We start from the raw sequence: 25,456 nt of genomic DNA, 5'->3' as shown, positions 1-25,456 counted from the left end.
TCAATCCAATGAACAAGCTGTTTTTGAGTGTTTAAGCCAGAGAAGGGTGAGTGGGGAATATCCCTCAAATTTGGTGGTAAACGCTTGGTTGGGTGGGTGTAGTACCCCATTTATGGAGATAGTAGTGGCCCAGTCTCACCGACCGCTTTGGGTAGGGTTGCTTGCCCTGAGGCGACATGGATTTGACTGGTCGAGAAGGGCGGCCTTTGGCCGATTTCTGTCTTCCACAACCGGCTAAAATCGACCCAAAGCAACCCTTCGCGAAAGGCTGCTTACGACTGTGGATTCAACACACGAGATTTTGTGTAAGCGGGATTTCGGTTAAACAAGCAAAAGCAGCACCTTGGGTGCTGCTTTTGAGGCTTGAGACCGCACATTTCTGTCGGTCCGGAGGACGCGCTATACGGATTAGCTGTTGCTGCGGTCGGTCGCCTTGGCTTGGCTTTCAGCTACAGCGGCATCAGCCTTCTGTTTCTGTGCAACCTGGAAGGCTTTCATCGAGACTGTCCGGGCCGACTCCATGCGTGCGAAGGTCCGATCACCACCACCTGTGGCCATCGCCAGAGAAGAGGCGGTCAGAGTGGCGACTACGAAGAGAACTTTCATGGATTTCATTTGGGTATCCTCAAGTGAAACTTGTTAACAGTTAAGGCGGAATTCATGGGCTAGCGCTGAACGTCCTTGTTCAACCTGACTTCACCAGCCAGCCAGGGCGGCGTTTCCTGGTGTCCTGGTGCCTTGCTCCAGGCGTGCTTCGGTGTCTTTGTTTTTTGCCCAGATGGTGAGCAGTACCATCATCGCGAACCCACCGACGATGAGCACCGGATAGGCTGCCAGCAACTCCACCAGCGAGTACTTCCAGGCCAGCGGACGACCCACACCCAGCATGGCGGCATAGAACCACGACACGCCAGAGAACGCCCCCGAGAACAGCGCCAGCATGCGTAGGCTGAAGGAGAGTTTCAGTAACGAACCGGCCTTTTTCAGCGCCGGCAATACAGCGCGATGCAACACGAAGCCGTTAACGGTCAACAGCACAACGATGCCGATCTTGGCTTGTATTTTTGGATTGAGGAAATACTCCATTCCCTTGCCGGCATAATCGATCCCGACAATAGCAATGCCCGTAATCCAGAGCGCGACAAGTGCAAGCGATACGGTTTTTTGAAGACTGTCCATGTGCGCGTCATCATGGTGACCCGACACATCGCCCTTTAGGAGTTGTTTGACCATTGCAATATCACTGGTCAAAACCAGCCCGATTGCCACGCAGCAGGCGATAAGATGAAAATATACAACGCCCAAACGCACATATTCCACGGTGGACGAAGAAAACATACTAAGTTCCATGGTTACCCCTTGGCTTCAATAGTGAATCAATATGGCTCGCAGCACGGCTTAATTGAAGTTTGCCGTTGCTGACTGCCATTTAGATCCAGCAATTTTTATAAATTTATCTTGCGACATTACGCCACCAAGATAATAGTGAGTTTCACGAATGAACTTTTAATCATTCGATCATGTCCATGTTCAGCTAACAAAAAACCTCAATCGCACTTGGTGCATCGAAGGTTTAACTTCCGCTTCTGGGGGGCAGACGAGGCCCGGAACCCTATCGGCGAGCGGATCAGGCAATGCTGGTGGGGTCGGCGGGGCTTCCACCCCATTCGAGGAAACGGAGCTTGTGAACCTCGCCCTCGCTGTCTTCGTAGACCAGGGTCACCGGTACCACGCCGGTCTTGTCGGATGTATCGGTGCGCTGCAGTACCCGTTTCACATCGATTTCCATACCGTAGTGGTATTCGACGGCCGAGACATGCGCGCCGGGTTCTTGCAGGCTGTTCTGGTCGAAGACACTGGGTGCGAGACTGGAAATCACCGCACTGACAATTGTGGCCATGCTCATAAGGCTGTACCTCCACTGACGTTTGCTTGACAAGGACCTAATGTGACATGTGGTGAGAGTGAAGTTCACTTCACCGCGACGAACGTGCCCGCCTGAAAAGCCTGTAGTGGCTGCAAACTCCCAGCAATTCCCCGCGCTTGACGCCTCTCGACCGTTCGTCCTTTAACCCCCGTATTTGTTGGGTAAAGTCCATTTTTGAGGGAGGTCATAACATGTCATGATAGATTTTCACGCACGGTGAATCAGTGCTTTCAATTCAGTCGGCTGAGTCCGAGCGATCGCGAACGCCTGCATTATCCAAGTCCGCCTGGTACTGGAAAAGCAGTAGGCGGCCGAACAGGTCCTGGCCCAGCTCGACACCCAATTGACCTGGGAGAAAATAGACATGTTCACGCGGTGGTCGTGACGGTGTATAGACCGAAAGCGCGGGTTATTGAGCCAAGGGATAAATGTCGGGTATTGGCCGACTACTGCCTGTCACGAGCGAGTTCGGTCTATTGCGAGCATTGACGATTGTTAAAATTAGCCATAAAAATCCTTCGGGCGTGCATACAGAATCGGGTTCTATTCATTTTTTCCATTGGATCAAAGCCAATACAGGATAGCGTTGGAAAACAACCAGCCGATGCTGAGGGTGATAGTAAGGTAGATAACCGCAAGCAACAGAGGGTGACTCCACATGACACACCTCCCATAACCGCTATTTTTATTATACTGCTGCTTGCTAAGTTAGGAACTGCGAAAATCATGAGTTCGTAGGAACAATAAGGTAATAATCAAGCCATTTGAGTGAAAGACGCTTGGCTGCAAGCCTTGGGTCTGTAGCGCTGCTGAAATGCTTTTGTTCTCCCCCTCTCCCGATTTCGGAGTGAATTTCCCCACTAATGGGTGCGATTCCCCCAGCAGAGTACGCGTCTCCATTAACTTAAAATTTCAAGCGCTGACTAATGTTTACTGGTCTCCCAGGTAATTCGACATATTTTGTTGCGGGGCTGGCAAGGCAATTGCTGAGTGAGTATGTCCTGTTCATCAAAGGTGCAGAGTCGGGAAACAGTGGAGCTGTAAGTACCCCATTGAGTGATTGCATGTAACCAATACTCCTGGCTACTCAATGGAAGTACTGCAGTCATCCTCTGCCACCGTCCAGGGAAAATGCTTATGAGCCACTCCAGACATACGTGTGCGCAGGTAGCGCTGCACCGGTTGTGCTTTCTGGCCTGCCTGCTGACGGTGACGCTGGGGGTGGCCGACGAACCTCAGGGCAATGACCATCAAGCTAACGAGAAGTGGCTGGAGCCGGCACGCTCCAGGCTCATGCGCGTGACTGGCGCGATGCCGTTCTTTCCGCATCGGGCCAATACCCCCGGCAACCTGGTATTGAATGTGAAAGATTTCGACAATGCCCAGGTCTGTGGCGCTTGCCATACGGAGATCTACAAGCAGTGGCGCTCGTCGATGATGTCCCAGGCCTGGGATGAACCCATCTATCGAGCCTTGCTCAAACGTGCGAGTTCGGCCACCGAGGGCAAGGTCGATAACTTCTGCACCGGCTGCCATACCCCGATCGGTCTCACGACCGGGCAGATCACTTCGCAAGTCAATCGCTCCTCGATTGAGGACAGTGCGAAGAATCATCCGATGCCCGGGGTCGATTGCGAGACCTGCCACAACATCAGTGCCCGCACGGGCCTCGACAACGGAGCCTATGTCCTGAGTCCGCGAGCACACGGCAAACCGACCAAGTTCGGCCCGCGCAGGGATGCCGTTTCGCCTTATCACGACACCGTGTATTCCGCTCTGCACACGCGTTCGGACTTTTGCGGCACCTGCCACAACGTCACGCACCCCTTCAGCAGTGTGGCGGTCGAGCGCACTTATGACGAATGGCAGGAGAGCGCCTACAGCCTTAACAATGTCACCTGCCAGAGCTGCCACATGCCGAGATTTGCGGGCAAGGCCGCGATCATGGGGCCAGACCGCGAGGGGGTCGCCTCGCATTGGTTCAGCGGCGCCAACGCGATGATGCTCAAGCATCTCGGTCAGGAAGAGGGCGCGCAACGCGCGCGCGACATGCTCGCGCGCGCGGCGGAAATAACCTTCCAGCAACCGCCGGCCGCCATCATTCCCGGGCAATACACCTCGGTAGCGGTCAAAGTTGCCAACGTCGGCGCCGGGCACAAACTGCCGACCGGTTTTCCGGAGGGACGGGAGATGTGGATCGATTTCCGGGTGCTGGATGCCAGTGGTCGCGAGCTCTATCGCCTGGGTGCGATCAAGGACGGCAAGACCGAGGCCAACACGCGAAACTTCAAAGTGCACATAGGCGACAAGGACGGCAATCCGTTGGACGTCGAGGTCTGGAATGCCACGCAGATTCTCTCGGACAACCGCATTCTGCCCAAGGGCTACGATATCGGGGAGTTCTCCTTCCTGGTGCCGGCCGACGCCGTCGGGCCGCTGACCCTGACGGCCGAACTGAACTACTGGCCGTTTTCGCAGAAGCTGGCCGACTACCTGCTCGGCAAGGATAAGGTGCAGGTGGAAGTCACCCAGATGGCCAAGATCACGCAGAGCGTACCCCTGTCCCCGATCACTGCGTCCCAACCCTAGCGGCATATGTTCACACGGTGGTTGTGACGGTATCACCAGCCACCAGTCGGCTGTTCGCCCTGATCGGCGCGCTGTTCATCTTGTCGGCGATCCTGATGTACGCCTTCTGGATCAATTAGGTGTTCCACGCAAAAGTGAGAATTGGTGATGGCTTCCACTGATAGATCAATCGCTCGAATCACGAAACGGCCAATGCCCCTTTATAAGCAGTTCGCTGAGTTGAGCCTGATGTTTATCGCGTTGGTGATTATGCTGGTGTTGTCCACTGTAGTGGCGATGGAGTTGACCCTTGGAGCAGTGCTCTGACGAGTCCGGTAAAAGTAGATGAGAGCCCCGCTGATTTTTTGTCTACGAACCACGCGCAGTGATCGGGGCCAGCCTGAACATCGATGCTGCGCAGCTAAAAGTGTGCCGTATCTGGCCCGACAACTGACAGGCTGGTCGACAGGGGTACGCTCTGCGTGACTTTGGCCAAGCGAGTACCACCGCGTTACGAACAACGAACTGAAAGGAACCCCGTCATGCCGATGATCGACAGCGAACACCTCAAGCCCGGCCTACGACCGGTACAGATAGCCGAAGCAGCTTGGTATGAGGCATTGGTGGCCCGCGAAGTGGCCGCTCCCGAAGACTTGCCCGCCGCCCGTGAAGCGGCCGATAAGGCACTCAAAGCGTATAACGATGCCTGCGTGGAGCTGTATGGCTATATTCAAAGCACGGTGCAAAACGCCGAAGCGGAGGCCGTACAAAAAGGTAGCCCAGTATCCCGAACCTAGGGCCGAACAGATGGTGCTGCTTCAGGGGGAGACTGCTGAGGACTTGTGCTTCAAAGTTCACCCCGCGCTGGGCAGCGCACGAAACTAGGGATGCGGATTGATCGAACCGGGAGGAATCTGCAATGAGTATCCAAAATCGCAAACTCACAGAATTCATCTTGAAGGCCGGCCCGTTTGAGGCTACGCATCGGTTTCAATGGGCTTGAACTTCACTACCTCCTCGCCAAGCCATTCGTTGATTCGATCAAGCTTGAATCCACAGCCGATTTCTGCCTTCCACGACCGCCTGAAACCGCCCCCTAGCGGTCATCGTGGAGATGATGTAACGAGATGTGATCTCAGCCCTCTACATTGAATATCAGTAGCTATTATTATTAGGCTAGATCCCATTCTCCTGTCCCTATGGACGTGAGTCATGATCTCCACGCTTGAGCTTCGCCACATTATTGAATGTGGATTCCAGCCGCTCTCGTGCACCTGCTCAGTCAATCCGGACGGATCACTGATGATCAAGGTGTTCGATTCTACCTCTGGCCGAGTCTCTCTCCTGGCCACTGCGGTCACGACCAGCCAACTGACGTCCAGCCGAGCCATTGCAAATTTGATTGGTGAGCTTCGCTCTGAAATGGCAGCGCACCAAGCGACGGGCACGGTGGTGTTAGCGATATAGCAAAGGTTGTATCGCCTCGGATGAGGGAGGGCTATTACCACTGACCTTGTCAACCGAAAAGCTGACGACTCGTGTCTGAAAGACTGTGCCATTTAGAACAATGAATCGCCCCTTATTATGTAGGTACTCGGGAGCGTCCGCTTTTGGCCGATTCTGTTGAAAAAGTCGACCATGGTTTGCGGATCAGAAAAGTACGCGTCCGAGATTGGAATTTTTACATTTGGCAGAGACATCCGGACTCGGATTTCACGTAGCAGCGTGCAAAAAAGGCGTTTTCGCCAGTCAATGATCAGGCAGTTTGGTCAGAGCGACTTTTTCAACAGAATCGGCCGGTTTCTGCCTGTGGCGACCGGCTGAAAACGACCCATAGCTGACGGTGGCGACAGGCGAAAATCGGGCAGATGCATATCTTGGACAGGTTGCCGATGTGCCACTATTGTGTACACAGTTATGTGACGATTCATCTTCGCCTCATGTCGCGCAACTGACACGCCAATCAAACCGAACAAGGAGATACGCATTGAGCAAGGAGCGATATCAGTCACAAACGGCGGAATAGACTACGCCAGATGTGTCATCCACTTGAATTAGGCCATTAAATTTTTGAGGGGAATATGCGAATACTTATCTCTTCAGTTGCTCTGCTCGCATTGTCCGGCTGCACGACAAACTCTGGCATCGTTGATCTTGGCGGCGGCAACTACGTTTATGAAAAGGAGGATGCGATGGCCTATAACGGTAGCTCAGTGAAAGTAGAAATATTGAAAGAGTCTTCCGCATTTTGTAAAAAACAGGGCAAACAGCTATTTGTACAGAGCTCCTCTGCGAAGCCCTATGACCCTTACTCTTCGTATGCTGGCGCTGAAGTTCAATTCAGTTGTAAATAACCTGGTTACCTCACCTGAAAAGCCTCGAGCGGGGCTGGCCTATAGCTTAATCGCCAGCTACCGGCCTCAAAGGCAACAAAAACCCACGTGCACGTAAAAGGACTTACCGCCATGGACAATAACGTCTTATCTGCCTACCGATATCTCAAGCGTCGCAGCCTGCGCCCTCCGCAACAGCTTTACGCCTAGGTCAGAATTTTAGCCCGCTGGAGTTTCGATATTTATGAAAAATCGCGTAGTTTCGGTCATGTTTTTAACACTTCTAGCCTTTTTTTCTCCATTTGTCAGCGCGGCAAAAGGAGTAGTAGTGTATTACAAAACAGGATGTAGTCATTACATTGTACAGACCAATCAAGGCTATGCACTTCTTGAGTGGTTCGGAGGGAACGACCCGAGCGAGGGGGACACTTTGATAGGCGATTATGAAGCGTACGGAATGAAAGATATTTATAATGCGACAGCTGACGCAGAAACAAAAGTTTGGGTAGAGGACTATATACTCACCAAAGACCGGGCTATAGAGTCTTATTTCGAAGAGTGCAATTAATCTATCTTCACTTCCAGCATTGCTACTGGATGATCTGCTTTCGGTCATTTTTAATCCGTAGTCAACGACCCATAGACGTCGCTCGCGAAGAGCAGAAAATTACCGATTATTGTCTTTTGCTTAGGGTCGAAACCAGCCTGCTGCGAAGAGCAGCATTCAACCCATTGCGGGCACTCAGAATGATGCGAAGAGACGATTAACCTTTGTGCGAACCAGAACGATCCATGGGGGGGTTAAAGGCGACGTAGAAATGATCTGACAATCGATTTCGTAGCATCGCTTGTGTCTGAGTCATGAAACGTGTTCAGAGAATGCCAAATGCACTCGATGATCTCGTTTTGAGGCGTAGCGTTTTCGGCATCTGGGACAGAGGCTTCAAAAACATGGTGGCGTGTGTTGCCTGCATCGAACTCAAAAATGTACAGGAGCTGATCAACATTTAGCCCGGTTTCTTCTTGGAGTTCTCGAGCAGCAGCTCCAACGATAGCTTCGCCAGTTTCTACTTTACCACCAGGCAAAGTCCATTTTGACTTCGGTTTGCGAACGAGCAAGATATGCCTATCTCTCTCGCAAATGACTGTAGCTCTGACTTTCATCTTTTGACCCGGAAGGCATGTCATTAAATTGTAATAAAAATGTCATCTTCAAGGCGCGTTTATCGACGAACGCAGAGTTTAGAGCCAGCCAAACTCAAAAAAGTGCCAGATTGTCTTAGGAGTGAGTGATTTTGATTGGGGCTTAGCGAATGACCGCTTCATAAGGGCTGCAATCGACCCATCGCAACGACTCCCCAACGATTGTGATCGGGACAAAGCTACCTGCCGGAAACGACACCAAATGCGGACCGACCGATCGTCACCAATTGGATCAAAGCCAATACAGGAGAGCAATGGTATACAACCAGCCGATACAGAGGGTGATAGTCAGGTAGACAACCACGAGCATCAGGGGGCGACTCCACATGATACTGACCTCCCATGACCACGGTTTGAGGCGCTTCAGGGGCGTCTGACAAACCGAATAAACACAGGTCAATCCGTACTACAGCATCCGAGTTGCTCCTGGAGCGGCGGGCACTTCACCGTGCCAAACGAACAGAACACACAGCAGTCACCAGGGTTCGGGCGCAGCAGGGTTTTGCAATTGCCACACTCGTAGAAGAACTGGCAGGCGTCCGTGGGCATGGCTTCCTGCTTGGCGAAACCGCAATGTGGGCAGGTCAACACGGATTCGAGGATGACGGCGCTCATGGTTGCCTCATTTGTGCACGGTGGAGGGATAACCCGCATTCATCGTCGCCTTGGTCAACGCCTCAGGACCCGCCGATCTGTTGTGCCATCGTTTTCTCCATTGAATCGATCTAACCTAAAGTCACTCTACACTCCGTACCCGGGTACAGAATCAAGGGGCGTGTGATGGCGACAGGGCTGAGTATCGGCAAGTTGGCGGAAGCTGCCGGGGTGAATATCGAGACGATTCGCTATTACCAGCGACGCGGTTTGCTGGATGAGCCGCCAAAGCCGCTCAGCGGTTATCGGTGCTATCTACCGGAGCAGCTCAAACGGTTGCGCTTCATCAAGAGGGCGCAGGCGCTGGGATTCACGCTGGATGAAGTGGGCGCACTGCTGACACTGGATGCGGCCTGCACTTGTCGCGAGACTCGAGCACTGGCCGTGCGCAAACTGGCCCTGATCGAGCAAAAGATGGCCGACCTTGCCGCAATGCGGCAGGTGCTGGGCGGACTGGTGCAGGAGTGTGATGCAAGCGACGGCCGGGCCGCTTGCCCTATYATCGATGTGCTGAACAGGGAGTGATGCCTGGTTGCAGGGCATCATGCACAGGCGTCAGGCCAGCAACCCATGCAGTGCAATCGTAAGGCCGCTTGCTAGTGGTCAGGAATGACCGCTTCTTGCCGATTTGTGCCGGTCACGATCGATACTGAGCAGCCTGAGCTGACGATCAAGGCTGCCTACGAAACGGGGCGATTCACTGGTGCTGCTTGACAGAGGCCCTAGGGAGGGGGCGGGGCAAAAGTCTGGAGCCTTCGCTTCAAAGACCGCTCCGGAAAACCTTCTCGCATTAATTCGTAGATTTTTTGTCTAAATGAGACAAATGGTCTGTAGCACGCATCGGCGGCCCCGCTGACTATCGTTGCGCCAGCTACTGGTCTGTTCCGGGCGAACTAAGCGTCTGAGGAGCTCGCGGCAAAGAATGCTCCTGATTTTCCTTGTCAGCACCAGCCGAGTAACACGAAACGCAGACTCTCGCAGCGCAGTCGCCGTCTGCTTGGCGGTACTGCTGAGAGTCGTGCTGCTGAGGGGTAGTGTTGGATAAAACGGGGAGCGAACGGGGAATATTTTCCGGGTTCAACAAAAATGGGCTAGGCAGAATCTACCTAACCCATTGATTTGTTTGGTGGGCCCACACGGACTTGAACCGTGGACCAAAGGATTATGAGTCCTCTGCTCTAACCAACTGAGCTATAGGCCCTCAGTAGGTCGCGGATTATAACGACGGTTTCGCGGCTGTGCCATCTGAAAAAGCCATTACGGTTGTACGAAGAAATGTCGCGGCAAACTCGTCCGCTGTCAGGGGCAGGCTGACGATGTAGCCCTGGATTTGCTCGCAACCCTCGGCGGCGAGGAATTGTTGTTGCGCCAGGGTCTCGACCCCTTCGGCAATCACGGTGAATTGCATGCTGCGTCCGAGCGCGATGATGGCGCGTACGATCGCCGCGTCGTGGGGGTCGTCCGGCAGGCCGCGGACGAAGGACTGGTCGATCTTGAGGATGTCCAGCGGCAGACGCTTGAGGTAACTCAAGGACGAGTAGCCGGTGCCGAAGTCATCGATAGCCAGTTGCACACCCAGATGTTTGAGTTGATGCAGCACCGCCAGCGCTTCTTCTGCCTGGCTCATGATGAAGTTTTCGGTGATTTCCAGTTGCAGGAAACCGGGGTTGAGGCCGTTGTCCTTGAGCAACTGCTCGATACGGCCCAGCAGGTTGGGTTGGCGCAATTGGGCACCGGCAAGGTTGACCGATAGCGGGCCGGGACTTCCGTACAGCCGGTGCCAATCGGCCATCTGCCGGCAGGCGGTTTCCAGGACCCAGTCGCCGATTTGCAGGATCATGCCGTTTTCTTCAGCCAGCGGGATGAAGTGTTCCCGCGGCACGTCGCCAAAGGTCGGGTGGCGCCAGCGGATCAGGGCTTCGGCGCCGACCAGGCTGTAGTCTTCGAGGCTGATTTTCGGTTGGTAGCACAGGTGCAACTCATTGCGTTCGATGGCGCGGCGCAGTTCGTGTTCCAGCGCCACGCGTTCGCTGGCCTGGGCGGTGAGGTCGCGGGTGTAGCTTTCGACACGGTTGCGGCCCTTGGCCTTGGAGCGGTACATCGCGGCGTCGGCGTTCTTGATCAGTGTGGCAACGTCGCAGCCATCCTTCGGATAGAGGCTGGTGCCGATGCTGGCACTGATGAAAAACTCGTGTTCGCCGGCCTGGAACGGCGCGGCGAAACAATTGAGCAATTTGGTAGCGATGTGGTCGGCATCGCTGGATTGTTGCAGGCCCGGCAGCAGGATAATGAACTCGTCACCGCCCAGGCGCGCTACGGTGTCGATATCGCGCAGCTGCTCCTTTAGACGTACGGCAATGCCCTTGAGCAGCAGGTCGCCGACCGGGTGGCCGAGGCTGTCATTGATGTGCTTGAAGCGGTCAAGGTCGAGGAACAGCACAGCGCCCTGGCCGCCGTTTTCCTGCTGGCTGTTGAGCGCCGTCAACAAGCGGCTTTCGAATAGCGTGCGGTTCGGCAGGCCGGTCAGCGGGTCGTGGTGCGCCTGGTAGTCGAGTTTGGCCTGGGCATGTTTGAGGCTGGAAATGTCGGCAAACACCGCGACAAAGTGGGTGATGAACTTGTCCCGGTTGCGCACGGCACTGATAGTCAGCCAGCTTGGATACAGCTCGCCATTCTTGCGTCGATTGGAAATCTCGCCTTGCCAGTGGCCTTCGGCGGTCAGTTGATGCCACATGGCCGCATAGAACGCGCTGTCATGCAGGCCCGAGGCGAGCAGGCGCGGCGTGTGGCCCAAGGCTTCGCTTTCGCTGTAACCGGTGATTTCGGTGAACGCACGGTTGACTGCGCTGATGTGCTGTTGGGTATCGGTGATCAACACGCCTTCGGCGGTGCTTTCGAACACGGTGGCGGCCTGTTGCAGTTTTTCCTGCATCAGGTGCCGCTCGGTGATGTCCCGGGCGATGGTCAGCATGCAGTCCTCATCGCCAATCGGCAGCGGACGGCTGGACACTTCACAGAGGCGAATCTGCCCGTCGCTGCGGCGGATATGGCAGCTGAAATCGCGGACAAAACCGTCGCGGTGCAGCAGGTCGAGCATTTGCTTGCGTTCATTGAGGTTGACCCAGATCCCCAGGTCCAGCGCCGAACGATCCACCGACATGGCGCTGTTGAACCCGGTGAGGCGGCTAAAACCCTCGTTGACCTCCAACAGCAATCCATCGCTTTGCCGAGACAGCAGCAAGCCGTCGGGGGAGGCATGGAAGGCTTTGGCGAATTTTTCTTCGGAAGTTTGCAGTTGCTGCTGGGTTTCCTTGAGCTGGGTGATGTCCCGCACCACGACCACCAGCGCCGGTGTCATGTCGAGATTGAACGGTTCGGCGGAGATCAGCCCGGTAAACACCTGGCCGTTGCTGCGACGAAAGGGCATTTCCAGGTTGCGGATGCTGCCGGCCTGCAAGCGTTGCAACAGGCCCGGCCCAACACCGGGAATCCCCCAGATGTTCAGGTCGGTGGCGGTCTGGCCAATGACGTCCTCGGCCTTGAGGCCGATCTGTTCTTCGAACGCTTCGTTGACTTCCAGCAGGCAACCGTCGCTCAGGCGCGCGATCACCAGAATGTCCGGGCATTGCTGGAACACGGAAGCAAACTTCTGTTCCGACAGGCGCAGCGCTTCCTCGGTGCGCTTGGCGTCGGTGATGTCGATCATCAACCCGCGCATCAGCGGTTCATGCCCGTGTTCGATCAGGCTGACGATATCGCGCACCCACAGGCAGCGGCCATCGGCGGTGATCACCCGGTAATCGAGGCGGTGATCGCGCCCGGCCAGCACTTCGTGATCGCAGAAGGTCTGGGCGCGGGTCAGGTCGGCGGGGTGAATGATGTTGCGCCAGAAGCCTGGAATCAGCCAATGGGACAGGGGATAACCGAGAAGGTCTTCGGCGTGGGGCGATACATAGCTGTAGGTGTAGTCGGCGACTTTTGCTTCCCAGGCGATGGCCGACAGGCTCTCCACCAGGCCGCGGTAGTGGTATTCGCTGCTGCGCAGTTCCTGTTCAAGGTCGACCCGGCGGGCGATTTCCGAGCTCAAGCGGCGGTTGATGCGGATAACCACCGCCAGCACGGTAGTCAGCAGCAGCAATCCGGGCAGGCCATACACCAACAGGTCATTCCAGAAAGTCCGATGATCGAGGACGTTGCCGACCCAATGCTCCTGAATGGCGCTGATTTCGGCGGGGCTCATGTCCGCCAGGACTTTGTCGAGAATGCCAACCAGCATCTTGTTGTCGCGAGGTACAGCCATGGCCAGTTGATATCGATAGGGAGTTTCACCGCTGACATACAACCCATCGAGCTTGAGTTGGCGCAGGCTCCAGACGCTGGAAGCCAGATCGCCCACCATTGCATCCACTTCGTCGGTGGCCAGCGCCCGCAGCGCGGAGCTGACGTTGGGCATCGCCACCAGGTTCAAGTCGGGATTGTGGGTGCGCAGCAGTTCGTGGGGGGCGTAGTTTTCCACCACGGCGATTTTCAGGCCGTACAGGTCTTGCAGGTTATGTGGCTGTGGGCCCCCGACATGGGCCAGGATGACAATTGGAAAGTCCAGATAGGGGCGGGTGAACGACAGGTATTYCTGGCGTTCCGGGGTCGACATGATGCCCGGCAGCAGGTCCAGTTTGCCCTTTTTGGCTTGTTCCAGAACTGCGGTCCAGCTCACCGGTTCGATGGGCGTGAGCCGGGTTGCCAGCCTTTTGCGGATGACTTCGATGTAATCCGCGGCAAGACCCTGGTAGCGGCCCTCATCGTCACGAAACTCGAAAGGCGGCCACGACGCATCGACACCCAGGCGCAAGTCCGGGTGAGCCGCCAGCCAGCTACGTTCATCGTCAGTGAGAGTCAGCGCGCCAGCCGTTGCGGTCCAGGTCATCAGCGACAGCAAAAAAAGCACGGTCGGCAGTCTGGGCATAACGGTCTCGTTATGGCTCTGGGGAATGTTTCGAGTGTAGACGGCTACAGGGCGGAGGGGAGGTGCGGAGATATTAATCTGCCATAAAACAAAACCCCCGGCCTGGGCCGGGGGTTCTGGTATCACTCGTCGAGGAAGGAGCGCAGATGCTCGCTTCTCGTCGGGTGGCGCAGCTTGCGCAGCGCCTTGGCTTCGATCTGACGAATCCGCTCACGGGTCACGTCGAACTGCTTACCAACCTCCTCGAGGGTGTGGTCGGTATTCATGTCGATACCGAAGCGCATGCGCAGTACCTTGGCTTCACGGGCAGTGAGGCCGGACAGCACTTCGCGAGTCGCTTCTTTTAGGCTCTCAACGGTTGCAACATCGATTGGCGACTGCATGGTCGAGTCTTCGATGAAGTCACCCAGATGGGAGTCTTCGTCATCACCGATCGGGGTTTCCATGGAGATCGGCTCTTTTGCGATCTTCAATACCTTGCGGATTTTGTCCTCAGGCATTTCCATGCGTTCACCCAGCTCTTCCGGGGTCGGTTCGCGACCCATTTCCTGCAGCATCTGGCGGGAAATGCGGTTGAGCTTGTTGATCGTCTCGATCATGTGCACCGGAATACGGATGGTGCGGGCCTGGTCGGCGATCGAGCGAGTGATCGCCTGACGGATCCACCAGGTGGCATAAGTCGAGAACTTGTAGCCGCGACGGTATTCGAACTTGTCTACCGCTTTCATCAAGCCGATGTTGCCTTCCTGGATCAGATCGAGGAATTGCAGGCCACGGTTGGTGTACTTCTTGGCGATCGAGATCACCAGACGCAAGTTGGCTTCAACCATCTCTTTCTTCGCGCGGCGGGCCTTGGCCTCACCGATCGACATGCGACGGTTGATGTCCTTGATTTCAGCGATGGTCAAACCTGTTTCGGTTTCCAGCGCGGTCAGTTTCTGCTGGCAACGGATGATGTCCGGCTGCAGACGACCAATGGCTTCAGCGTATTTGCCTTTGCCTTTGGCCAGGGCGTCACTCCAGCTTTCGTCGACTTCGTTGCCCGGGAACTGGCGCAGGAAGTCGGCACGCGGCATGCGTGCATCACGAACGCAGAGTTGCATGATTGCGCGCTCTTGCTGACGCAGGCGATCCAGGGCACTGCGAACACGCTCGACCAGGCCTTCGAATTGCTTCGGCACCAGTTTGATCGGCATGAACAGCTCGGCCAGGGCCAACAGCTCGGCAATCGTTGCCTTGTTGTTGCGACCGTGCTTTTTCAGCGCCTTGCGGGTGATTTCCATCTGATCGGCCACAGCGCCGAAGCGCTGTGCAGCGATGATCGGATCCGGACCGCTTTCGGCTTCTTCCTCGTCATCCGAGGCTTCACCGTCTTCGTCGTCGGAATCGTCATCCGCCTTGACGGCTTTTGCGTCAATCGGCGGCGGCACTTCTGCCGCAGGCGGCGCGATGCCATCGTCCGGGTCGATATAACCGCTCAGGACATCGGACAGGCGACCACCTTCGGTGGTGACGCGGGTGTACTCGGAGAGAATATGATCAACCGTGCCGGGGAAGTGCGCGATTGCGCTCATCACCTCACGGATGCCCTCTTCAATACGCTTGGCGATTTCGATTTCGCCTTCACGAGTGAGGAGCTCCACCGTACCCATTTCGCGCATATACATGCGCACCGGGTCGGTAGTGCGACCAATGTCGGTCTCGACCGCAGCCAACGCTGCAGCGGCCTCTTCGGCTGCGGCTTCGTCGGTATCGGCGTCGGCCAGCATAAGGGAATCCTTATCTGGCGCAACCTCGAATACGTTGATCCCCATGTCATTGATCATGCGGATGATGTCTTCCACCTGTTCCGGATCTGAAATATCCTCCGGCAGGTGGTCGTTGACCTCCGCGTAAGTCAGGTAGCCCTGCTCACGACCAAGTGTGATCAACTCTTTGATACGAGACTGCTGTTGCGCTTTTCCGGACATAACACCCTATCCACTGAAGGTCTTGGCGGGCAAAAAACAAGCCGAGGATTATACCTGAGCTATGACCTCACGCGCCAGTTGAGGTCGGGTTTGATGCGGAAACATTGCGACTCAAGAGGTCGCGCAGTTGATTTTTCTCTTCGCTGGACAATTCGCTTTGACGCGCTTTTCTAAGAAGTTGTTCCAGATTTCGCTCGCGTTGGCGGGCTGACAAGCTAGTAATGGTGTCGAAAAACTGTTGTTCAAGGTTATCTCCGTCAATCAGCCATTCCTTTTCCGCCAGGGCTTTGAGCAAACGGCCTTGTTCTGTGCCGTGCCAACGCGCAATCAGTTGAATTGAGTTTAGCTTGGGATTCTTCTGCACGGCTTCGAGCAGCGCCACCAGCAATTGCGTGTTGGTGTGATCCTCGGCGGCGAAGTGCCCGGCATCCTCGACTTTTTCGGCCAGTTGCGGGTGATGCAGCAGCGTGCGCAAGGCGGCGAGGGTCGGCGGTTCTACGGCGGCGGGCACCCGTGGCGCGCGGGGTTGATCGCGATCACCGCCCCGTTTGCCATTCTTGTCCCACGGTTTCTTGTCCCATTTCTTGCCTCCTGCACCGGGTTTCTTCGGCGTCCATTCCTGCTGCGGCACATACATTTCCTGTGCCTGCGGCTGATGATAGTCGCTGTAATCGGGCATCGCGTCGTAATCGATGCCCGGATCGTAGGCCGGCGGTGCTTCTTGCGGGGCGCTTTGTGCCAGTTGGCTCACCGCTTCGCCGCTAAGGCCGGTGATTTCGCTAAGGCGCTGACGCATCAAGGTGCGCAGGTTGGCGCCCGGGACTTTGTCGATCAGCGGCGCGGCGAGGGTGGCCATGTGGGCCTTGCCCTCGAGCGAGCGCGGGTCGGCTTCTTCCGTCAGTTGCTGGAAGAAATAATCGGCCAACGGCTGCGCATGCTGGTTGATCCGTGCGCGGAAGGCGTCGGTGCCTTCGGAGCGGACCAGGGTGTCCGGGTCTTCGCCTTCAGGCAGGAACAGAAAGCGTGCACGACGACCGTCCTGCAAGCTCGAAAGTGTTGCCTCCAGCGCCCGCCATGCAGCGTTGCGGCCGGCCTGATCGCCGTCGAAGCAGAACAGCACGCTGGGCACGACGCGAAACAGCCGCTTGAGGTGTTCCTCGCTGGTGGCGGTGCCCAGGGTCGCGACGGCATTGCGCAGGCCTTGCTGGGCCAGGGCTATGACGTCCATATAACCCTCGACGACGATGATCTCGTCGAGGTTGCGATTGGTCTTGCGCGCTTCGTACAGGCCGTAGAGTTCCTGGCCTTTATGGAAAACCGGGGTTTCCGGAGAGTTCAGGTATTTCGGCTTGTCGTCGCCCAATACCCGGCCGCCAAAGGCAATGACACGCCCGCGACTGTCGCGGATCGGGAACATCACGCGGTCGCGGAAGCGGTCGTAACGTTTACCGCTTTCGGCGTTTTCGATCAGCAGGCCGGCATCGATCATGGCTTTTTGTTGCAGGATATCGCTGCTCAAGTGTTTGAACAGGTTGTCCCAGCCGGGTGGAGCAAAGCCGAGGCCGAAGTCCCTGGCGATTTCGCCGGTCAGCCCGCGCCCTTTCAGGTAGTCCACGGCGGCCTTGCGCGATGGATGGCTTTTCAGGGCCTGGCGATAAAAGTCGGCAGCGGCGCTGAGTAGCGGATACAGCGGCGAATCGGTCGGCTGCCGCGGTTTGTGCGGGCGGCCGCTTTCTTCGCGGGGGATTTCCATGCCGGCGGCTTTGGCCAGTTCTTCGACGGCCTGGACGAAATCCAGGTTGTCGTGGTCCATGATGAAGCCGAGGGCGTTGCCGCCAGCGCCGCAGCCGAAGCAGTAATAGAACTGCTTGTCGGGGCTGACGCTGAACGACGGAGTCTTTTCCTTGTGGAACGGGCAGCAGGCGGTGTGGTTCTTGCCGGCCTTTTTCAATTGCAGGCGCGAGCTGACCACGTCGACGATGTCGGTGCGGTTCAGAAGGTCGTCAATGAAGCTCTGGGGAATTAGCCCGGCCATGGCGTTCTCGTCATCTGCGCTGAAAGGAACCCGAAACGTACGGCGACCGAACGCGGTCATTGCTTGAGGCGCGCAAAGTGTGCGGCTCGACCAGTGTCGTCTGCGTAATCGCTGTCGGGAAGTGTATCTGCCGAAAATCCACTGACGTTAATGCCAATCAGTATTCGACTGTTTGAATGTGTTGCGCTGAATCCGCTGCGGCCAATCATCGGCCTCGGATGGCTCATCATTTGGCACGCAAGCAGGTGCCTTGGGCTGATCGTCGTGAGAGGAATCAGTGGGTGTGCTCGTCAGTAGCCTTGAAAGGCTCGTCAGAAAAGACGTGCACCGCTGGCAAAAGAGCCAGGTCTGACGCGGTGAAGCAGATTTGTCTCGGTCGCGTCTGCGGCTTTGACGGTGAAGCATCAAGCGTTTTACGCAAATGCCATAAGCCCGGCTGAGGGCCGGGCTTGGCAGAAGCTTGCTACGATCGTCTGTGTATTAGTACAGACGAACGGCGCGGCGCTGTTCGCGCTGAACTTTCTTGGCGTGACGCTTAACAGCGGCTGCTGCTTTGCGCTTACGCTCAGAAGTTGGCTTCTCGTAAAATTCGCGGCTACGAACTTCAGCCAGTACACCGGCTTTTTCGCAGGAGCGCTTGAAACGACGCAGAGCTACGTCGAAGGGTTCGTTCTCTTTTACTTTGACGGCTGGCATCCAGAGCTACCTTCATTCATTACCGGGGTCAACATCCTCGCGGCAAAAGAGCACTTGAAGACGTCGGTTTTTAAGGGTTGCGGATGTTAACCCCTCAACGCTCGGAATGCAAAGCCTCTGATCGAAAACCGCTGGTCGGGGCATCACGCGACGACTATTATGCGCGCCTTCGAATTCAGCCTAAACAAGGCGCAAACCCATGCTAGTACTGGGATTAGAAACCTCCTGCGACGAAACCGGTGTCGCACTTTACGACAGTGAACGCGGCCTGCTGGCCGACGCGCTGTTCAGTCAGATCGACCTGCACCGCGCCTATGGCGGCGTGGTGCCGGAGCTGGCTTCTCGCGATCACGTCAAACGCATGCTGCCCTTGATTCGTCAGGTGTTGGCCGAGGCCGACTGCGTGCCGACCGAGATCGATGCGATCGCCTACACCGCGGGTCCTGGCCTGGTGGGCGCGTTGCTGGTAGGGGCTTCCTGTGCTCAGGCGCTGGCCTTTGCCTGGGGCATTCCGGCCCTTGGCGTGCATCACATGGAAGGCCACTTGCTGGCACCAATGCTGGAGTCGCAACCGCCGGAATTCCCGTTCGTCGCTTTGTTGGTGTCGGGTGGCCATACGCAACTGGTTCAGGTCGATGGAATTGGTCAGTACACGCTTCTGGGTGAGACCCTGGATGACGCCGCTGGCGAGGCCTTCGACAAGACGGCCAAGATGATGGGCCTCAATTATCCGGGCGGACCAGAGATCGCTCGCCTTGCAGAGCAGGGCGTTGCAGGACGTTTCGTCTTTCCGCGTCCGATGTGTGACCGCCCGGGCCTGGATTTCAGCTTCAGTGGCCTGAAAACCTTTGCGTTGAACACCTGGCAACAGTGTGTCAGAGCCGGGGACGACGGCCAGCAAGCCCAATGCGACATCGCGCTGGCGTTCCAGCAGGCCGTGGTGGAGACTTTGACCATCAAGTGCAAGCGCGCCCTGAAAGTCGCCGGCATGAAGCGCCTGGTGATCGCAGGGGGCGTCAGTGCCAACAAGGCGTTGCGCACTTCTCTGGAGAAAATGCTCGGCGATATGAAGGGCGATGTGTTTTATGCCCGTCCGCAGTTCTGCACCGATAACGGCGCGATGATCGCCTTTGCCGGCTGCCAGCGCTTGCAGGCCGGTCAGCAGGAAAGCCTGGCGATCAGTGTGCAGGCGCGTTGGCCGATGGAGCAATTGTCGGCGTTGTGATTAGCAGCGCTCATGCCCGGCAATTAAAAATGCCGTTCGCGCCCGGCAAACAGGTCGCGTAGATTGCCGCGATGACGCCAGACAATCAGCCCGGTGAGCGTGCTCATGGGCAGCAGGGCGGCCGGTTCTTGCCAGGCCAGTAGCGGCAGGGTCAGCGGTGTGGCGATGAGGGCGGCCAGGGAGCTGGTGCGGGTCAGGTAGAACGTCAAGAGCCAGGCGCAGACCGCCAGAAGGGCTGCGGGCGGGTACAGCCCCAGCAACATGCCGGCAGCGGTGGCGACACCCTTGCCGCCGCGAAAGCGAAAGTACAACGGAAACAGATGGCCGATGACGGCATAGACGCCGATCCAGGCCTGTTCCTGCTGCGAAAGACCCGCAAGACGTGCAATCAGTACCGGCAGCAGGCCTTTGCAAAGGTCGCCGAGGAGGGTCAGGATGGCGAGTTTCTTGCCGGCCAGGCGCAACATGTTGGTGGCACCGGCATTGCCCGAGCCACTCATTCGCGGATCGGGGTTACCGGTCAGGCGGCTGAGCAAAATGGCAAAGGACAGAGAGCCGAGCAGGTAGGCGAGGATCGCCAGTAACCAAAACATGCTAACTATTCCGGGCGAGGAAGCCCTGATTCTAACGGCGCATTGCGCCCTTGTCGTGTAGCGGAGAGAAGTGCTTGGACAGAGTGTTTATCGAGGGCCTGGAAGTCGACACGGTGATTGGTGCCTACGACTGGGAGCGAGGCATCCGACAGTGCTTGCGTCTTGATCTGAGCTTCGCCTGGGATAATCGCCCGGCCGCAGCCGGTGATGACCTGACCCTGGCGCTCGACTACGCCAGTGTTTCCTCGCGCATCCAGGCGTTTGCCGAGCAGGCGCAATTCCAGCTGGTCGAAACCTTTGCCGAGCGTCTGGTTGAAGTGCTGATGAGCGAATTCAAGATCACCTGGGTGCGCCTGAAGCTGACCAAACCCGGCGCCATCCCGGCTGCCACCGGCGGTGTGGGCGTGGAGATCGAGCGCGGATGTCGCTGACTCAGGTGTACCTTGGGCTCGGTAGCAATATCGAGCGTGAAACCCATTTGCGGGCGGGGCTCGATGCTTTGGCGGCGTTCCTTGTCGATATCCGCTGTTCAGCGGTGTTCGAAAGCCAGCCAGTCGGTATCAAGAGCGGGCCGTTCTTCAATTTCGTGGTGTCGGCGTATACCGATCTGTCGTTGATGGAGCTCGATCGTCGGTTGAAGTTCATCGAGGCGGATAACGGCCGTTACGCCCCGGATCGCCGAGGTTTGCCGCTGGATATTGATGTGTTGTTGTTCGGTGAGCTGGCGGGCAACTTCGACGGTTTGATCCTGCCGCGGGCAGAAATTCTGAAAAATGCCTTCGTTCTGTGGCCGTTGTCGTTGATAGCGCCGGATCGGGTGCACCCGGGCGTAGGTAAAAGTTTCGCAACGTTGTGGGCCGAATCGCAGATCGATCAGGTGCTGGCGCCGGTGGCTTTCGAATGGCGCGGTGAGCAACTGACACCTTCAGATTTGATGTGATCTGACTGGAGCAAGCCCGCTCCCACAGGTTTGCGCTAACCCTGTGGGAGCGGGCTTGCTCGCTAAGCTTTTCAGGCAGGCGCCGCCTGTTTGTAAGCCTTCAACGCCTTCAGCCGTTCACGCTTGATCTCCTCCCCCAGTTCCGGCCCCTTGAAGCCTTTCTCCAGCAACGGCTGAACCGCCACGCTACGAGCAGCGGTTGCCGCGCCGCGCAAATAATCCGCCTGTGGATAACTTCTTTCTTCCAGTCCTTCGCGCCCACGCGCATCCATCTCGCATGCCGCGATGAACTCTTCGAACCGCTGTGGCCGACGGTAAATGTCGAAACTTTGCAGCAATTCCAGCAATGTCGATGGCTTCAGCTCAAGGGCGCGATGCCCGTGGGTGTGGTACTCGCCCACCAGCAGCGCCAGTTCCTGGCAGTCTCTCGGCACCTTGAAGCGTTCATTGATCGCTTTGATCAGCTTCAGGCCCTTGAACTCGTGGGCAATGTGCCGCGGCCATTCTTCCTCCGGCGTCAGGCCCTTGCCCAAGTCGTGCAGCAGGCAGGCCCAGCGCACGGTCAGCGGCTGTTTGTGCCGTGCTGCTTGCTGCAAAACGCTCAGGGTATGCGCGCCAGTATCGATTTCCGGGTGGTGGGCTGGTGGTTGCGGAACGCCAAACAGCGCGTCGACCTCTGGCATCAGTACCTTGAGTGCGTCGCATGCGCGCAAAACCTCAACAAACACCTGTGGCTGATCTTCCATCAGGGCGCGGGAAATTTCCTTCCAGCTGCGCTCCGGGGTCAGCGCCTCAAGCTCGCCTGACTCGCTGAGTTGTCGCATCAGTTCCAGGGTTTCCGGGGCGACGGTAAAGCCCAGCGCCGCATAACGCGCCGCAAAGCGGGCTACACGCAGGACCCGGAGCGGATCTTCGGCAAATGCCGGGGAAACATGACGCAACAGGCGCGCTTCGAGATCGCGTTGGCCGTGGTATGGGTCGGTCAGGTTCTGCTGATCGTCTTCGGCCATGGCATTGATGGTCAGGTCGCGGCGGATCAGGTCCTCTTCGAGGCTGACTTCAGGGCTGGCGTGAAATGTGAACCCGCCGTAACCGCGCCCGCTTTTGCGCTCGGTGCGGGCGAGGGCGTATTCCTCACCGCTTTTTGGATGAAGGAACACCGGGAAATCCGCACCCACCGGGCGAAAGCCCTTGGCGAGCATTTCTTCGGTAGTGGCGCCAACCACGACCCAGTCGATATCGGTGACCGGGTTGCCCAGCAGGCGATCGCGTACTGCACCGCCGACTTTATAAATACGCATAAAAAACCTCCGTTAGCTCGACAGGATAACCGTTGCATCGAGCTTTCGGAGGCGCAAACCGGATCAAAGATGGATGACGGCCAGGTCCAGGCGGCCGTAATCACCTTCGCTGTGCTCGCTTCTGGGCGGCACATGGTGGGTTTTCATCACGGTTTCCCCTTGCAGGGTTTCCAGGTGAATGTCGAAGCCCCAGAGGCGGTGCAGGTGTTTGAGCACTTCTTCGGTCGAGTCCCCCAGCGGTTTGCGGTCGTGTTGCTGGTGACGCAGGGTCAGGGAGCGATCACCACGCCGGTCGATGCTGTAGATCTGCACGTTGGGCTCGCGATTACCCAGGTTGTACTGTGCCGCGAGAGTTTCACGGATGATGCGGTAGCCACCTTCATCGTGAATGGCCGGCACCAGCAGGTCGTCCTTCTGGTCGTCATCGAGAATGCTGAACAGCTTCAGGTCACGGATCACCTTCGGCGACAGGTATTGCAGGATGAAGCTTTCATCCTTGAAGCTGCTCATGGCGAACTTGATGGCTGCCAGCCAGTCGGTGCCGGCAATTTCCGGGAACCAGCGGCGATCCTCGTCGGTGGGTTCTTCGCACATGCGCCGGATGTCCCGGTACATGGCAAACCCGAGTGTGTAGGGGTTGATTCCGTTGTAGTAAGGGCTGTCGAAGCCCGGCTGAAAGACCACGCTGGTATGGGATGTCAGGAATTCCATCATGAAGCCGTCGGTGACCAGGCCTTCGTCGTACAGGTCATTCATCAGGGTGTAGTGCCAGAAAGTGGCCCAACCCTCGTTCATCACCTGGGTCTGACGCTGTGGATAAAAATACTGGGCGATCTTGCGCACGATCCGCACGATTTCCCGCTGCCACGGCTCCAGTAGCGGAGCGTGTTTTTCGATGAAGTACAGGATGTTTTCCTGAGGTTCGGCGGGGAAGCGTGCATTGTCCTTGTCGCTGTACTTGTCAGCGCCTTTTGGAATGGTGCGCCACAAATCGTTGATCTGCTTCTGCAAATGCTCTTCCCGATCCTTTTGCCGGCGCCGTTCTTCTTCAGCGGAAATCGGGTAGGGGCGTTTGTAGCGGTCGACGCCGTAGTTCATTAGCGCGTGGCAGGAGTCGAGCAAATCCTCCACCGCGTCGATGCCGTGGCGCTCCTCGCACTGCATGATGTACTGCTTGGCGAATACCAGGTAATCAATGATCGAACTGGCGTCGGTCCAGGTGCGGAACAGGTAATTGCCTTTGAAAAAGCTGTTGTGCCCGTAGCAGGCATGCGCAACGACGAGCGCTTGCATGCAGATGGTGTTTTCTTCCATCAGGTAAGCGATGCAAGGGTCCGAGTTGATCACGATCTCGTAGGCCAGCCCCATCTGCCCGCGAGTATAGGATTTCTCCGTGCTGAGGAAGTGTTTGCCATATGACCAATGGTGATAACCCAGCGGCATACCGACAGAGGCGTAGGCGTCCATCATCTGCTCGGCGGTGATCACTTCGATCTGGTTGGGATACGTGTCGAGTGCGTAACGAGCCGCCAGGCGACTGATTTCGCGGTCGTAGGCCTGGATCAGCTCGAATGTCCATTCGGAGCCGGTGGAAATGGGTTGGCGCTTCTGCTCTTTGGCGGTCATGTCACTAACCTGCGCTGGAAGAGTTCACGGAAGACCGGATAGATATCCCCGGCCGAGACCAGTTGTTGCTGGGCAAAAGTGTCGGAAAAGGCTTCGGCGATGCGCTCGTATTCGAACCACAGGGCCTGGTGTTCGCGCGGAGTGATCTCAACGTAAGTGTAGTACTGCACGAATGGCATGATCTGGTTGATCAGGATGTCGCGGCAGATCGGCGAGTCGTCGTTCCAGTTGTCACCGTCGGAGGCCTGGGCGGCGTAGATGTTCCACTCGTTGCTCGGATAACGCTCGGCCATGATCTCCTGCATCAGTTTCAGGGCGCTGGAGACGATGGTGCCGCCGGTTTCCCGGGAGTAGAAAAATTCCTCTTCATCCACTTCGCGGGCGCTGGTGTGGTGACGGATGAACACGACGTCGATCTTTTCGTAGTTCCGCTTGAGAAACAGGTAAAGCAGGATAAAGAAGCGTTTGGCGATGTCCTTGGTCGCTTGGGTCATCGAGCCGGACACGTCCATCAGGCAGAACATCACAGCCTTGGAACTGGGGTTGGGTTGCTTGATGAGCAGGTTGTACTTGAGGTCGAATGTGTCGAGAAACGGTATGCGGTGAATGCGCGCACTGAGTTTTTCGATTTCTGCTTCGATTTCCTGAATATCGCCGAAGTTGTCCGGTTCTTCCTGCTTGAGTCGAAGAAGTTCTTCCTTGGCTTCGCGCAGTTTTGCCCGGCTGCTGCCGGACAGGGCGATCCGCCGGGCGTGGGCTGAGCGCAGGGTACGAATGATGTTAATCCGCGACGGGTTGCCCTCGTTGCTGATCCCTGCTCGCACGGTCTTGAAGGTGTCGGTGCCGGTCAGGTTGCGCTTGACCAGGTTGGGCAGTTCGAGATCCTCGAACATGAATTCGAGGAATTCTTCCTGGGTGATCTGGAAGACGAATTCGTCCATCCCTTCGCCGGAATTGCCGGCCTTGCCGGGGCCTCGACCGCCACCGCCTCCCGGTGGACGGGCGATATGTTCGCCACTGGTGAATTCCTTGTTGCCCGGGTGCACGACCGTTTGCTTGCCGCCGCGACCGTGGTGGAGCACCGGCTCGTCGATGTCGCGGCCGGGAATGCTGATTTGTTCGCCGTGTTCCATATCGGTAATGGAGCGCCGGCTGACCGCCTCTTCGACAGCCTTTTTAATGTGATCACGGTAGCGCCGCAGAAACCGCTGGCGGTTCACCGTGCTTTTGTTCTTGCCATTGAGACGTCGGTCGATCACATAGCTCATGACTGCTCCTTAGAAGCTGTCCTGAAAGGGGCGAGCGGTGATACAGCATCGAACCGAGAGCCGAGGGATATTGAACGCTCCCCCAAGCGCTTTGGATGCTGCCTGAACTCGCTACCGACTTTCGAACACCTTCCAGAGGCCTGTGTAACAGAAA

At 56.9% G+C, this 25,456-nt stretch carries 22 protein-coding genes and 1 tRNA gene; 9 read left to right on the top strand and 14 right to left on the bottom strand.

Annotation, left to right across the window (positions count from 1 at the left end; translation table 11 throughout):
• Nucleotides 1-408: 408 nt before the first annotated feature.
• The 3 genes from AC1D1M_RS30190 to AC1D1M_RS30180 all read right to left on the bottom strand — a co-directional run bounded on the left by AC1D1M_RS30190 (nucleotide 409) and on the right by AC1D1M_RS30180 (nucleotide 1,906).
• The gene (locus AC1D1M_RS30190) at nucleotides 409-615 is read right to left on the bottom strand and encodes a co-regulatory protein PtrA N-terminal domain-containing protein (RefSeq protein ID WP_477778509.1); all 207 of its coding nucleotides are present in this window, start codon (nucleotides 613-615) and stop codon (nucleotides 409-411) included.
• Nucleotides 616-696: 81 nt separating this feature from the next.
• A complete protein-coding gene (locus AC1D1M_RS30185; RefSeq protein WP_477778508.1) occupies nucleotides 697-1,350 on the bottom strand; it encodes a hypothetical protein in 654 nt (217 codons plus the stop codon).
• Nucleotides 1,351-1,627: 277 nt separating this feature from the next.
• Nucleotides 1,628-1,906, bottom strand: a complete 279-nt coding sequence (locus AC1D1M_RS30180; RefSeq protein WP_223455826.1) for a DUF2790 domain-containing protein — start codon at nucleotides 1,904-1,906, stop codon at nucleotides 1,628-1,630.
• Nucleotides 1,907-3,064: 1,158 nt separating this feature from the next.
• Between AC1D1M_RS30180 and AC1D1M_RS30175 the strand changes: the two genes are divergently transcribed.
• The 5 genes from AC1D1M_RS30175 to AC1D1M_RS30155 all read left to right on the top strand — a co-directional run bounded on the left by AC1D1M_RS30175 (nucleotide 3,065) and on the right by AC1D1M_RS30155 (nucleotide 7,396).
• Complete coding sequence (locus AC1D1M_RS30175; protein ID WP_477778507.1) at nucleotides 3,065-4,516, top strand: multiheme c-type cytochrome; 1,452 nt, start codon at nucleotides 3,065-3,067, stop codon at nucleotides 4,514-4,516.
• A 521-nt stretch (nucleotides 4,517-5,037) separates the two neighbouring features.
• Nucleotides 5,038-5,292, top strand: a complete 255-nt coding sequence (locus tag AC1D1M_RS30170; RefSeq protein ID WP_477778506.1) for a hypothetical protein — start codon at nucleotides 5,038-5,040, stop codon at nucleotides 5,290-5,292.
• 415 nt (nucleotides 5,293-5,707) lie between these two features.
• The gene (locus tag AC1D1M_RS30165) at nucleotides 5,708-5,962 is read left to right on the top strand and encodes a DUF1652 domain-containing protein (protein ID WP_477778505.1); all 255 of its coding nucleotides are present in this window, start codon (nucleotides 5,708-5,710) and stop codon (nucleotides 5,960-5,962) included.
• A gap of 614 nt (nucleotides 5,963-6,576) precedes the next feature.
• Nucleotides 6,577-6,849 carry a hypothetical protein gene (locus AC1D1M_RS30160; protein ID WP_477778504.1) on the top strand — a complete coding sequence of 91 codons (273 nt, stop codon included), beginning with the start codon at nucleotides 6,577-6,579 and terminating at the stop codon, nucleotides 6,847-6,849.
• 223 nt (nucleotides 6,850-7,072) lie between these two features.
• Nucleotides 7,073-7,396, top strand: a complete 324-nt coding sequence (locus tag AC1D1M_RS30155) for a hypothetical protein (protein ID WP_477778503.1) — start codon at nucleotides 7,073-7,075, stop codon at nucleotides 7,394-7,396.
• Nucleotides 7,397-7,629: 233 nt separating this feature from the next.
• Here AC1D1M_RS30155 and AC1D1M_RS30150 read toward each other — a convergent pair whose 3' ends face one another.
• Both AC1D1M_RS30150 and AC1D1M_RS30145 read right to left on the bottom strand, forming a co-directional pair.
• Nucleotides 7,630-7,992, bottom strand: a complete 363-nt coding sequence (locus tag AC1D1M_RS30150) for an NUDIX hydrolase (RefSeq protein ID WP_477778502.1) — start codon at nucleotides 7,990-7,992, stop codon at nucleotides 7,630-7,632.
• A gap of 435 nt (nucleotides 7,993-8,427) precedes the next feature.
• Complete coding sequence (locus AC1D1M_RS30145; RefSeq protein WP_477778501.1) at nucleotides 8,428-8,646, bottom strand: GDCCVxC domain-containing (seleno)protein; 219 nt, start codon at nucleotides 8,644-8,646, stop codon at nucleotides 8,428-8,430.
• Nucleotides 8,647-8,811: 165 nt separating this feature from the next.
• Between AC1D1M_RS30145 and merR the strand changes: the two genes are divergently transcribed.
• Nucleotides 8,812-9,210 (top strand): Hg(II)-responsive transcriptional regulator, encoded by a 399-nt coding sequence (gene merR, locus AC1D1M_RS30140; RefSeq protein WP_477778500.1) that lies wholly within the window; start codon nucleotides 8,812-8,814, stop codon nucleotides 9,208-9,210.
• Between the two features lie 599 nt (nucleotides 9,211-9,809).
• Here the strand turns inward: merR and AC1D1M_RS30135 are convergent.
• The 5 genes from AC1D1M_RS30135 to rpsU form a co-directional block, all read right to left on the bottom strand.
• A tRNA-Ile gene (locus AC1D1M_RS30135) sits at nucleotides 9,810-9,886 on the bottom strand.
• A gap of 15 nt (nucleotides 9,887-9,901) precedes the next feature.
• The gene (locus AC1D1M_RS30130) at nucleotides 9,902-13,648 is read right to left on the bottom strand and encodes a bifunctional diguanylate cyclase/phosphodiesterase (RefSeq protein WP_477778499.1); all 3,747 of its coding nucleotides are present in this window, start codon (nucleotides 13,646-13,648) and stop codon (nucleotides 9,902-9,904) included.
• 122 nt (nucleotides 13,649-13,770) lie between these two features.
• The gene (rpoD, locus tag AC1D1M_RS30125; RefSeq protein WP_477778498.1) at nucleotides 13,771-15,618 is read right to left on the bottom strand and encodes an RNA polymerase sigma factor RpoD; all 1,848 of its coding nucleotides are present in this window, start codon (nucleotides 15,616-15,618) and stop codon (nucleotides 13,771-13,773) included.
• Nucleotides 15,619-15,685: 67 nt separating this feature from the next.
• Entirely contained in the window at nucleotides 15,686-17,653 is a 1,968-nt protein-coding gene (gene dnaG, locus AC1D1M_RS30120; RefSeq protein WP_477778497.1) for a DNA primase, read from the bottom strand.
• A 480-nt stretch (nucleotides 17,654-18,133) separates the two neighbouring features.
• Entirely contained in the window at nucleotides 18,134-18,349 is a 216-nt protein-coding gene (rpsU, locus tag AC1D1M_RS30115; protein ID WP_002551877.1) for a 30S ribosomal protein S21, read from the bottom strand.
• A 199-nt stretch (nucleotides 18,350-18,548) separates the two neighbouring features.
• Here rpsU and tsaD point away from each other — a divergent pair, with 199 nt between their 5' ends.
• On the top strand, nucleotides 18,549-19,574 hold the full coding sequence (gene tsaD, locus AC1D1M_RS30110) for a tRNA (adenosine(37)-N6)-threonylcarbamoyltransferase complex transferase subunit TsaD (protein WP_477778496.1): 1,026 nt from the start codon (nucleotides 18,549-18,551) through the stop codon (nucleotides 19,572-19,574).
• 23 nt (nucleotides 19,575-19,597) lie between these two features.
• Here tsaD and plsY read toward each other — a convergent pair whose 3' ends face one another.
• Nucleotides 19,598-20,167: a glycerol-3-phosphate 1-O-acyltransferase PlsY gene (gene plsY / locus AC1D1M_RS30105; RefSeq protein ID WP_007993197.1), complete on the bottom strand. Its 570-nt coding sequence runs from the start codon at nucleotides 20,165-20,167 to the stop codon at nucleotides 19,598-19,600.
• A 74-nt stretch (nucleotides 20,168-20,241) separates the two neighbouring features.
• Here plsY and folB point away from each other — a divergent pair, with 74 nt between their 5' ends.
• Nucleotides 20,242-20,598 carry a dihydroneopterin aldolase gene (gene folB, locus AC1D1M_RS30100; RefSeq protein WP_111285655.1) on the top strand — a complete coding sequence of 119 codons (357 nt, stop codon included), beginning with the start codon at nucleotides 20,242-20,244 and terminating at the stop codon, nucleotides 20,596-20,598.
• The gene (gene folK / locus AC1D1M_RS30095; RefSeq protein WP_477778495.1) at nucleotides 20,589-21,107 is read left to right on the top strand and encodes a 2-amino-4-hydroxy-6-hydroxymethyldihydropteridine diphosphokinase; all 519 of its coding nucleotides are present in this window, start codon (nucleotides 20,589-20,591) and stop codon (nucleotides 21,105-21,107) included. The genes folB and folK overlap by 10 nt, the downstream gene beginning before the upstream one ends.
• A 71-nt stretch (nucleotides 21,108-21,178) precedes the next feature.
• Here folK and AC1D1M_RS30090 read toward each other — a convergent pair whose 3' ends face one another.
• From AC1D1M_RS30090 to AC1D1M_RS30080, 3 genes are all read right to left on the bottom strand, one after another.
• A complete protein-coding gene (locus AC1D1M_RS30090) occupies nucleotides 21,179-22,408 on the bottom strand; it encodes a multifunctional CCA addition/repair protein (protein ID WP_477778494.1) in 1,230 nt (409 codons plus the stop codon).
• 63 nt (nucleotides 22,409-22,471) lie between these two features.
• On the bottom strand, nucleotides 22,472-24,034 hold the full coding sequence (locus AC1D1M_RS30085) for a SpoVR family protein (RefSeq protein WP_477778493.1): 1,563 nt from the start codon (nucleotides 24,032-24,034) through the stop codon (nucleotides 22,472-22,474).
• On the bottom strand, nucleotides 24,031-25,302 hold the full coding sequence (locus tag AC1D1M_RS30080; protein ID WP_007993202.1) for a YeaH/YhbH family protein: 1,272 nt from the start codon (nucleotides 25,300-25,302) through the stop codon (nucleotides 24,031-24,033). Before AC1D1M_RS30080 ends, AC1D1M_RS30085 begins: the two co-directional genes overlap by 4 nt.
• Nucleotides 25,303-25,456: the final 154 nt, after the last annotated feature.

Source organism: Pseudomonas sp. P1_F7 (genome assembly GCF_056405655.1).
Note: the sequence above shows the minus strand (reverse complement) of the source record. Positions and strands in the feature narration are given on the sequence as shown.

Excerpts from the sequence above, each read along its gene's own strand:
- AC1D1M_RS30185 (WP_477778508.1), bottom strand. The coding sequence starts at position 1,350 with ATGGAACTTAGTATGTTTTCTTCGTCCACCGTGGAATATGTGCGTTTG.
- dnaG (WP_477778497.1), bottom strand. The coding sequence starts at position 17,653 with ATGGCCGGGCTAATTCCCCAGAGCTTCATTGACGACCTTCTGAACCGC.
- AC1D1M_RS30155 (WP_477778503.1), top strand. The coding sequence starts at position 7,073 with ATGAAAAATCGCGTAGTTTCGGTCATGTTTTTAACACTTCTAGCCTTT.
- AC1D1M_RS30150 (WP_477778502.1), bottom strand. The coding sequence starts at position 7,992 with ATGAAAGTCAGAGCTACAGTCATTTGCGAGAGAGATAGGCATATCTTG.
- AC1D1M_RS30165 (WP_477778505.1), top strand. The coding sequence starts at position 5,708 with ATGATCTCCACGCTTGAGCTTCGCCACATTATTGAATGTGGATTCCAG.
- tsaD (WP_477778496.1), top strand. The coding sequence starts at position 18,549 with ATGCTAGTACTGGGATTAGAAACCTCCTGCGACGAAACCGGTGTCGCA.
- AC1D1M_RS30145 (WP_477778501.1), bottom strand. The coding sequence starts at position 8,646 with ATGAGCGCCGTCATCCTCGAATCCGTGTTGACCTGCCCACATTGCGGT.
- AC1D1M_RS30090 (WP_477778494.1), bottom strand. The coding sequence starts at position 22,408 with ATGCGTATTTATAAAGTCGGCGGTGCAGTACGCGATCGCCTGCTGGGC.
- rpsU (WP_002551877.1), bottom strand. The coding sequence starts at position 18,349 with ATGCCAGCCGTCAAAGTAAAAGAGAACGAACCCTTCGACGTAGCTCTG.
- AC1D1M_RS30175 (WP_477778507.1), top strand. The coding sequence starts at position 3,065 with ATGAGCCACTCCAGACATACGTGTGCGCAGGTAGCGCTGCACCGGTTG.
- folK (WP_477778495.1), top strand. The coding sequence starts at position 20,589 with ATGTCGCTGACTCAGGTGTACCTTGGGCTCGGTAGCAATATCGAGCGT.
- AC1D1M_RS30085 (WP_477778493.1), bottom strand. The coding sequence starts at position 24,034 with ATGACCGCCAAAGAGCAGAAGCGCCAACCCATTTCCACCGGCTCCGAA.
- plsY (WP_007993197.1), bottom strand. The coding sequence starts at position 20,167 with ATGTTTTGGTTACTGGCGATCCTCGCCTACCTGCTCGGCTCTCTGTCC.
- AC1D1M_RS30190 (WP_477778509.1), bottom strand. The coding sequence starts at position 615 with ATGAAATCCATGAAAGTTCTCTTCGTAGTCGCCACTCTGACCGCCTCT.
- rpoD (WP_477778498.1), bottom strand. The coding sequence starts at position 15,618 with ATGTCCGGAAAAGCGCAACAGCAGTCTCGTATCAAAGAGTTGATCACA.
- AC1D1M_RS30080 (WP_007993202.1), bottom strand. The coding sequence starts at position 25,302 with ATGAGCTATGTGATCGACCGACGTCTCAATGGCAAGAACAAAAGCACG.
- AC1D1M_RS30160 (WP_477778504.1), top strand. The coding sequence starts at position 6,577 with ATGCGAATACTTATCTCTTCAGTTGCTCTGCTCGCATTGTCCGGCTGC.
- AC1D1M_RS30180 (WP_223455826.1), bottom strand. The coding sequence starts at position 1,906 with ATGAGCATGGCCACAATTGTCAGTGCGGTGATTTCCAGTCTCGCACCC.
- AC1D1M_RS30170 (WP_477778506.1), top strand. The coding sequence starts at position 5,038 with ATGCCGATGATCGACAGCGAACACCTCAAGCCCGGCCTACGACCGGTA.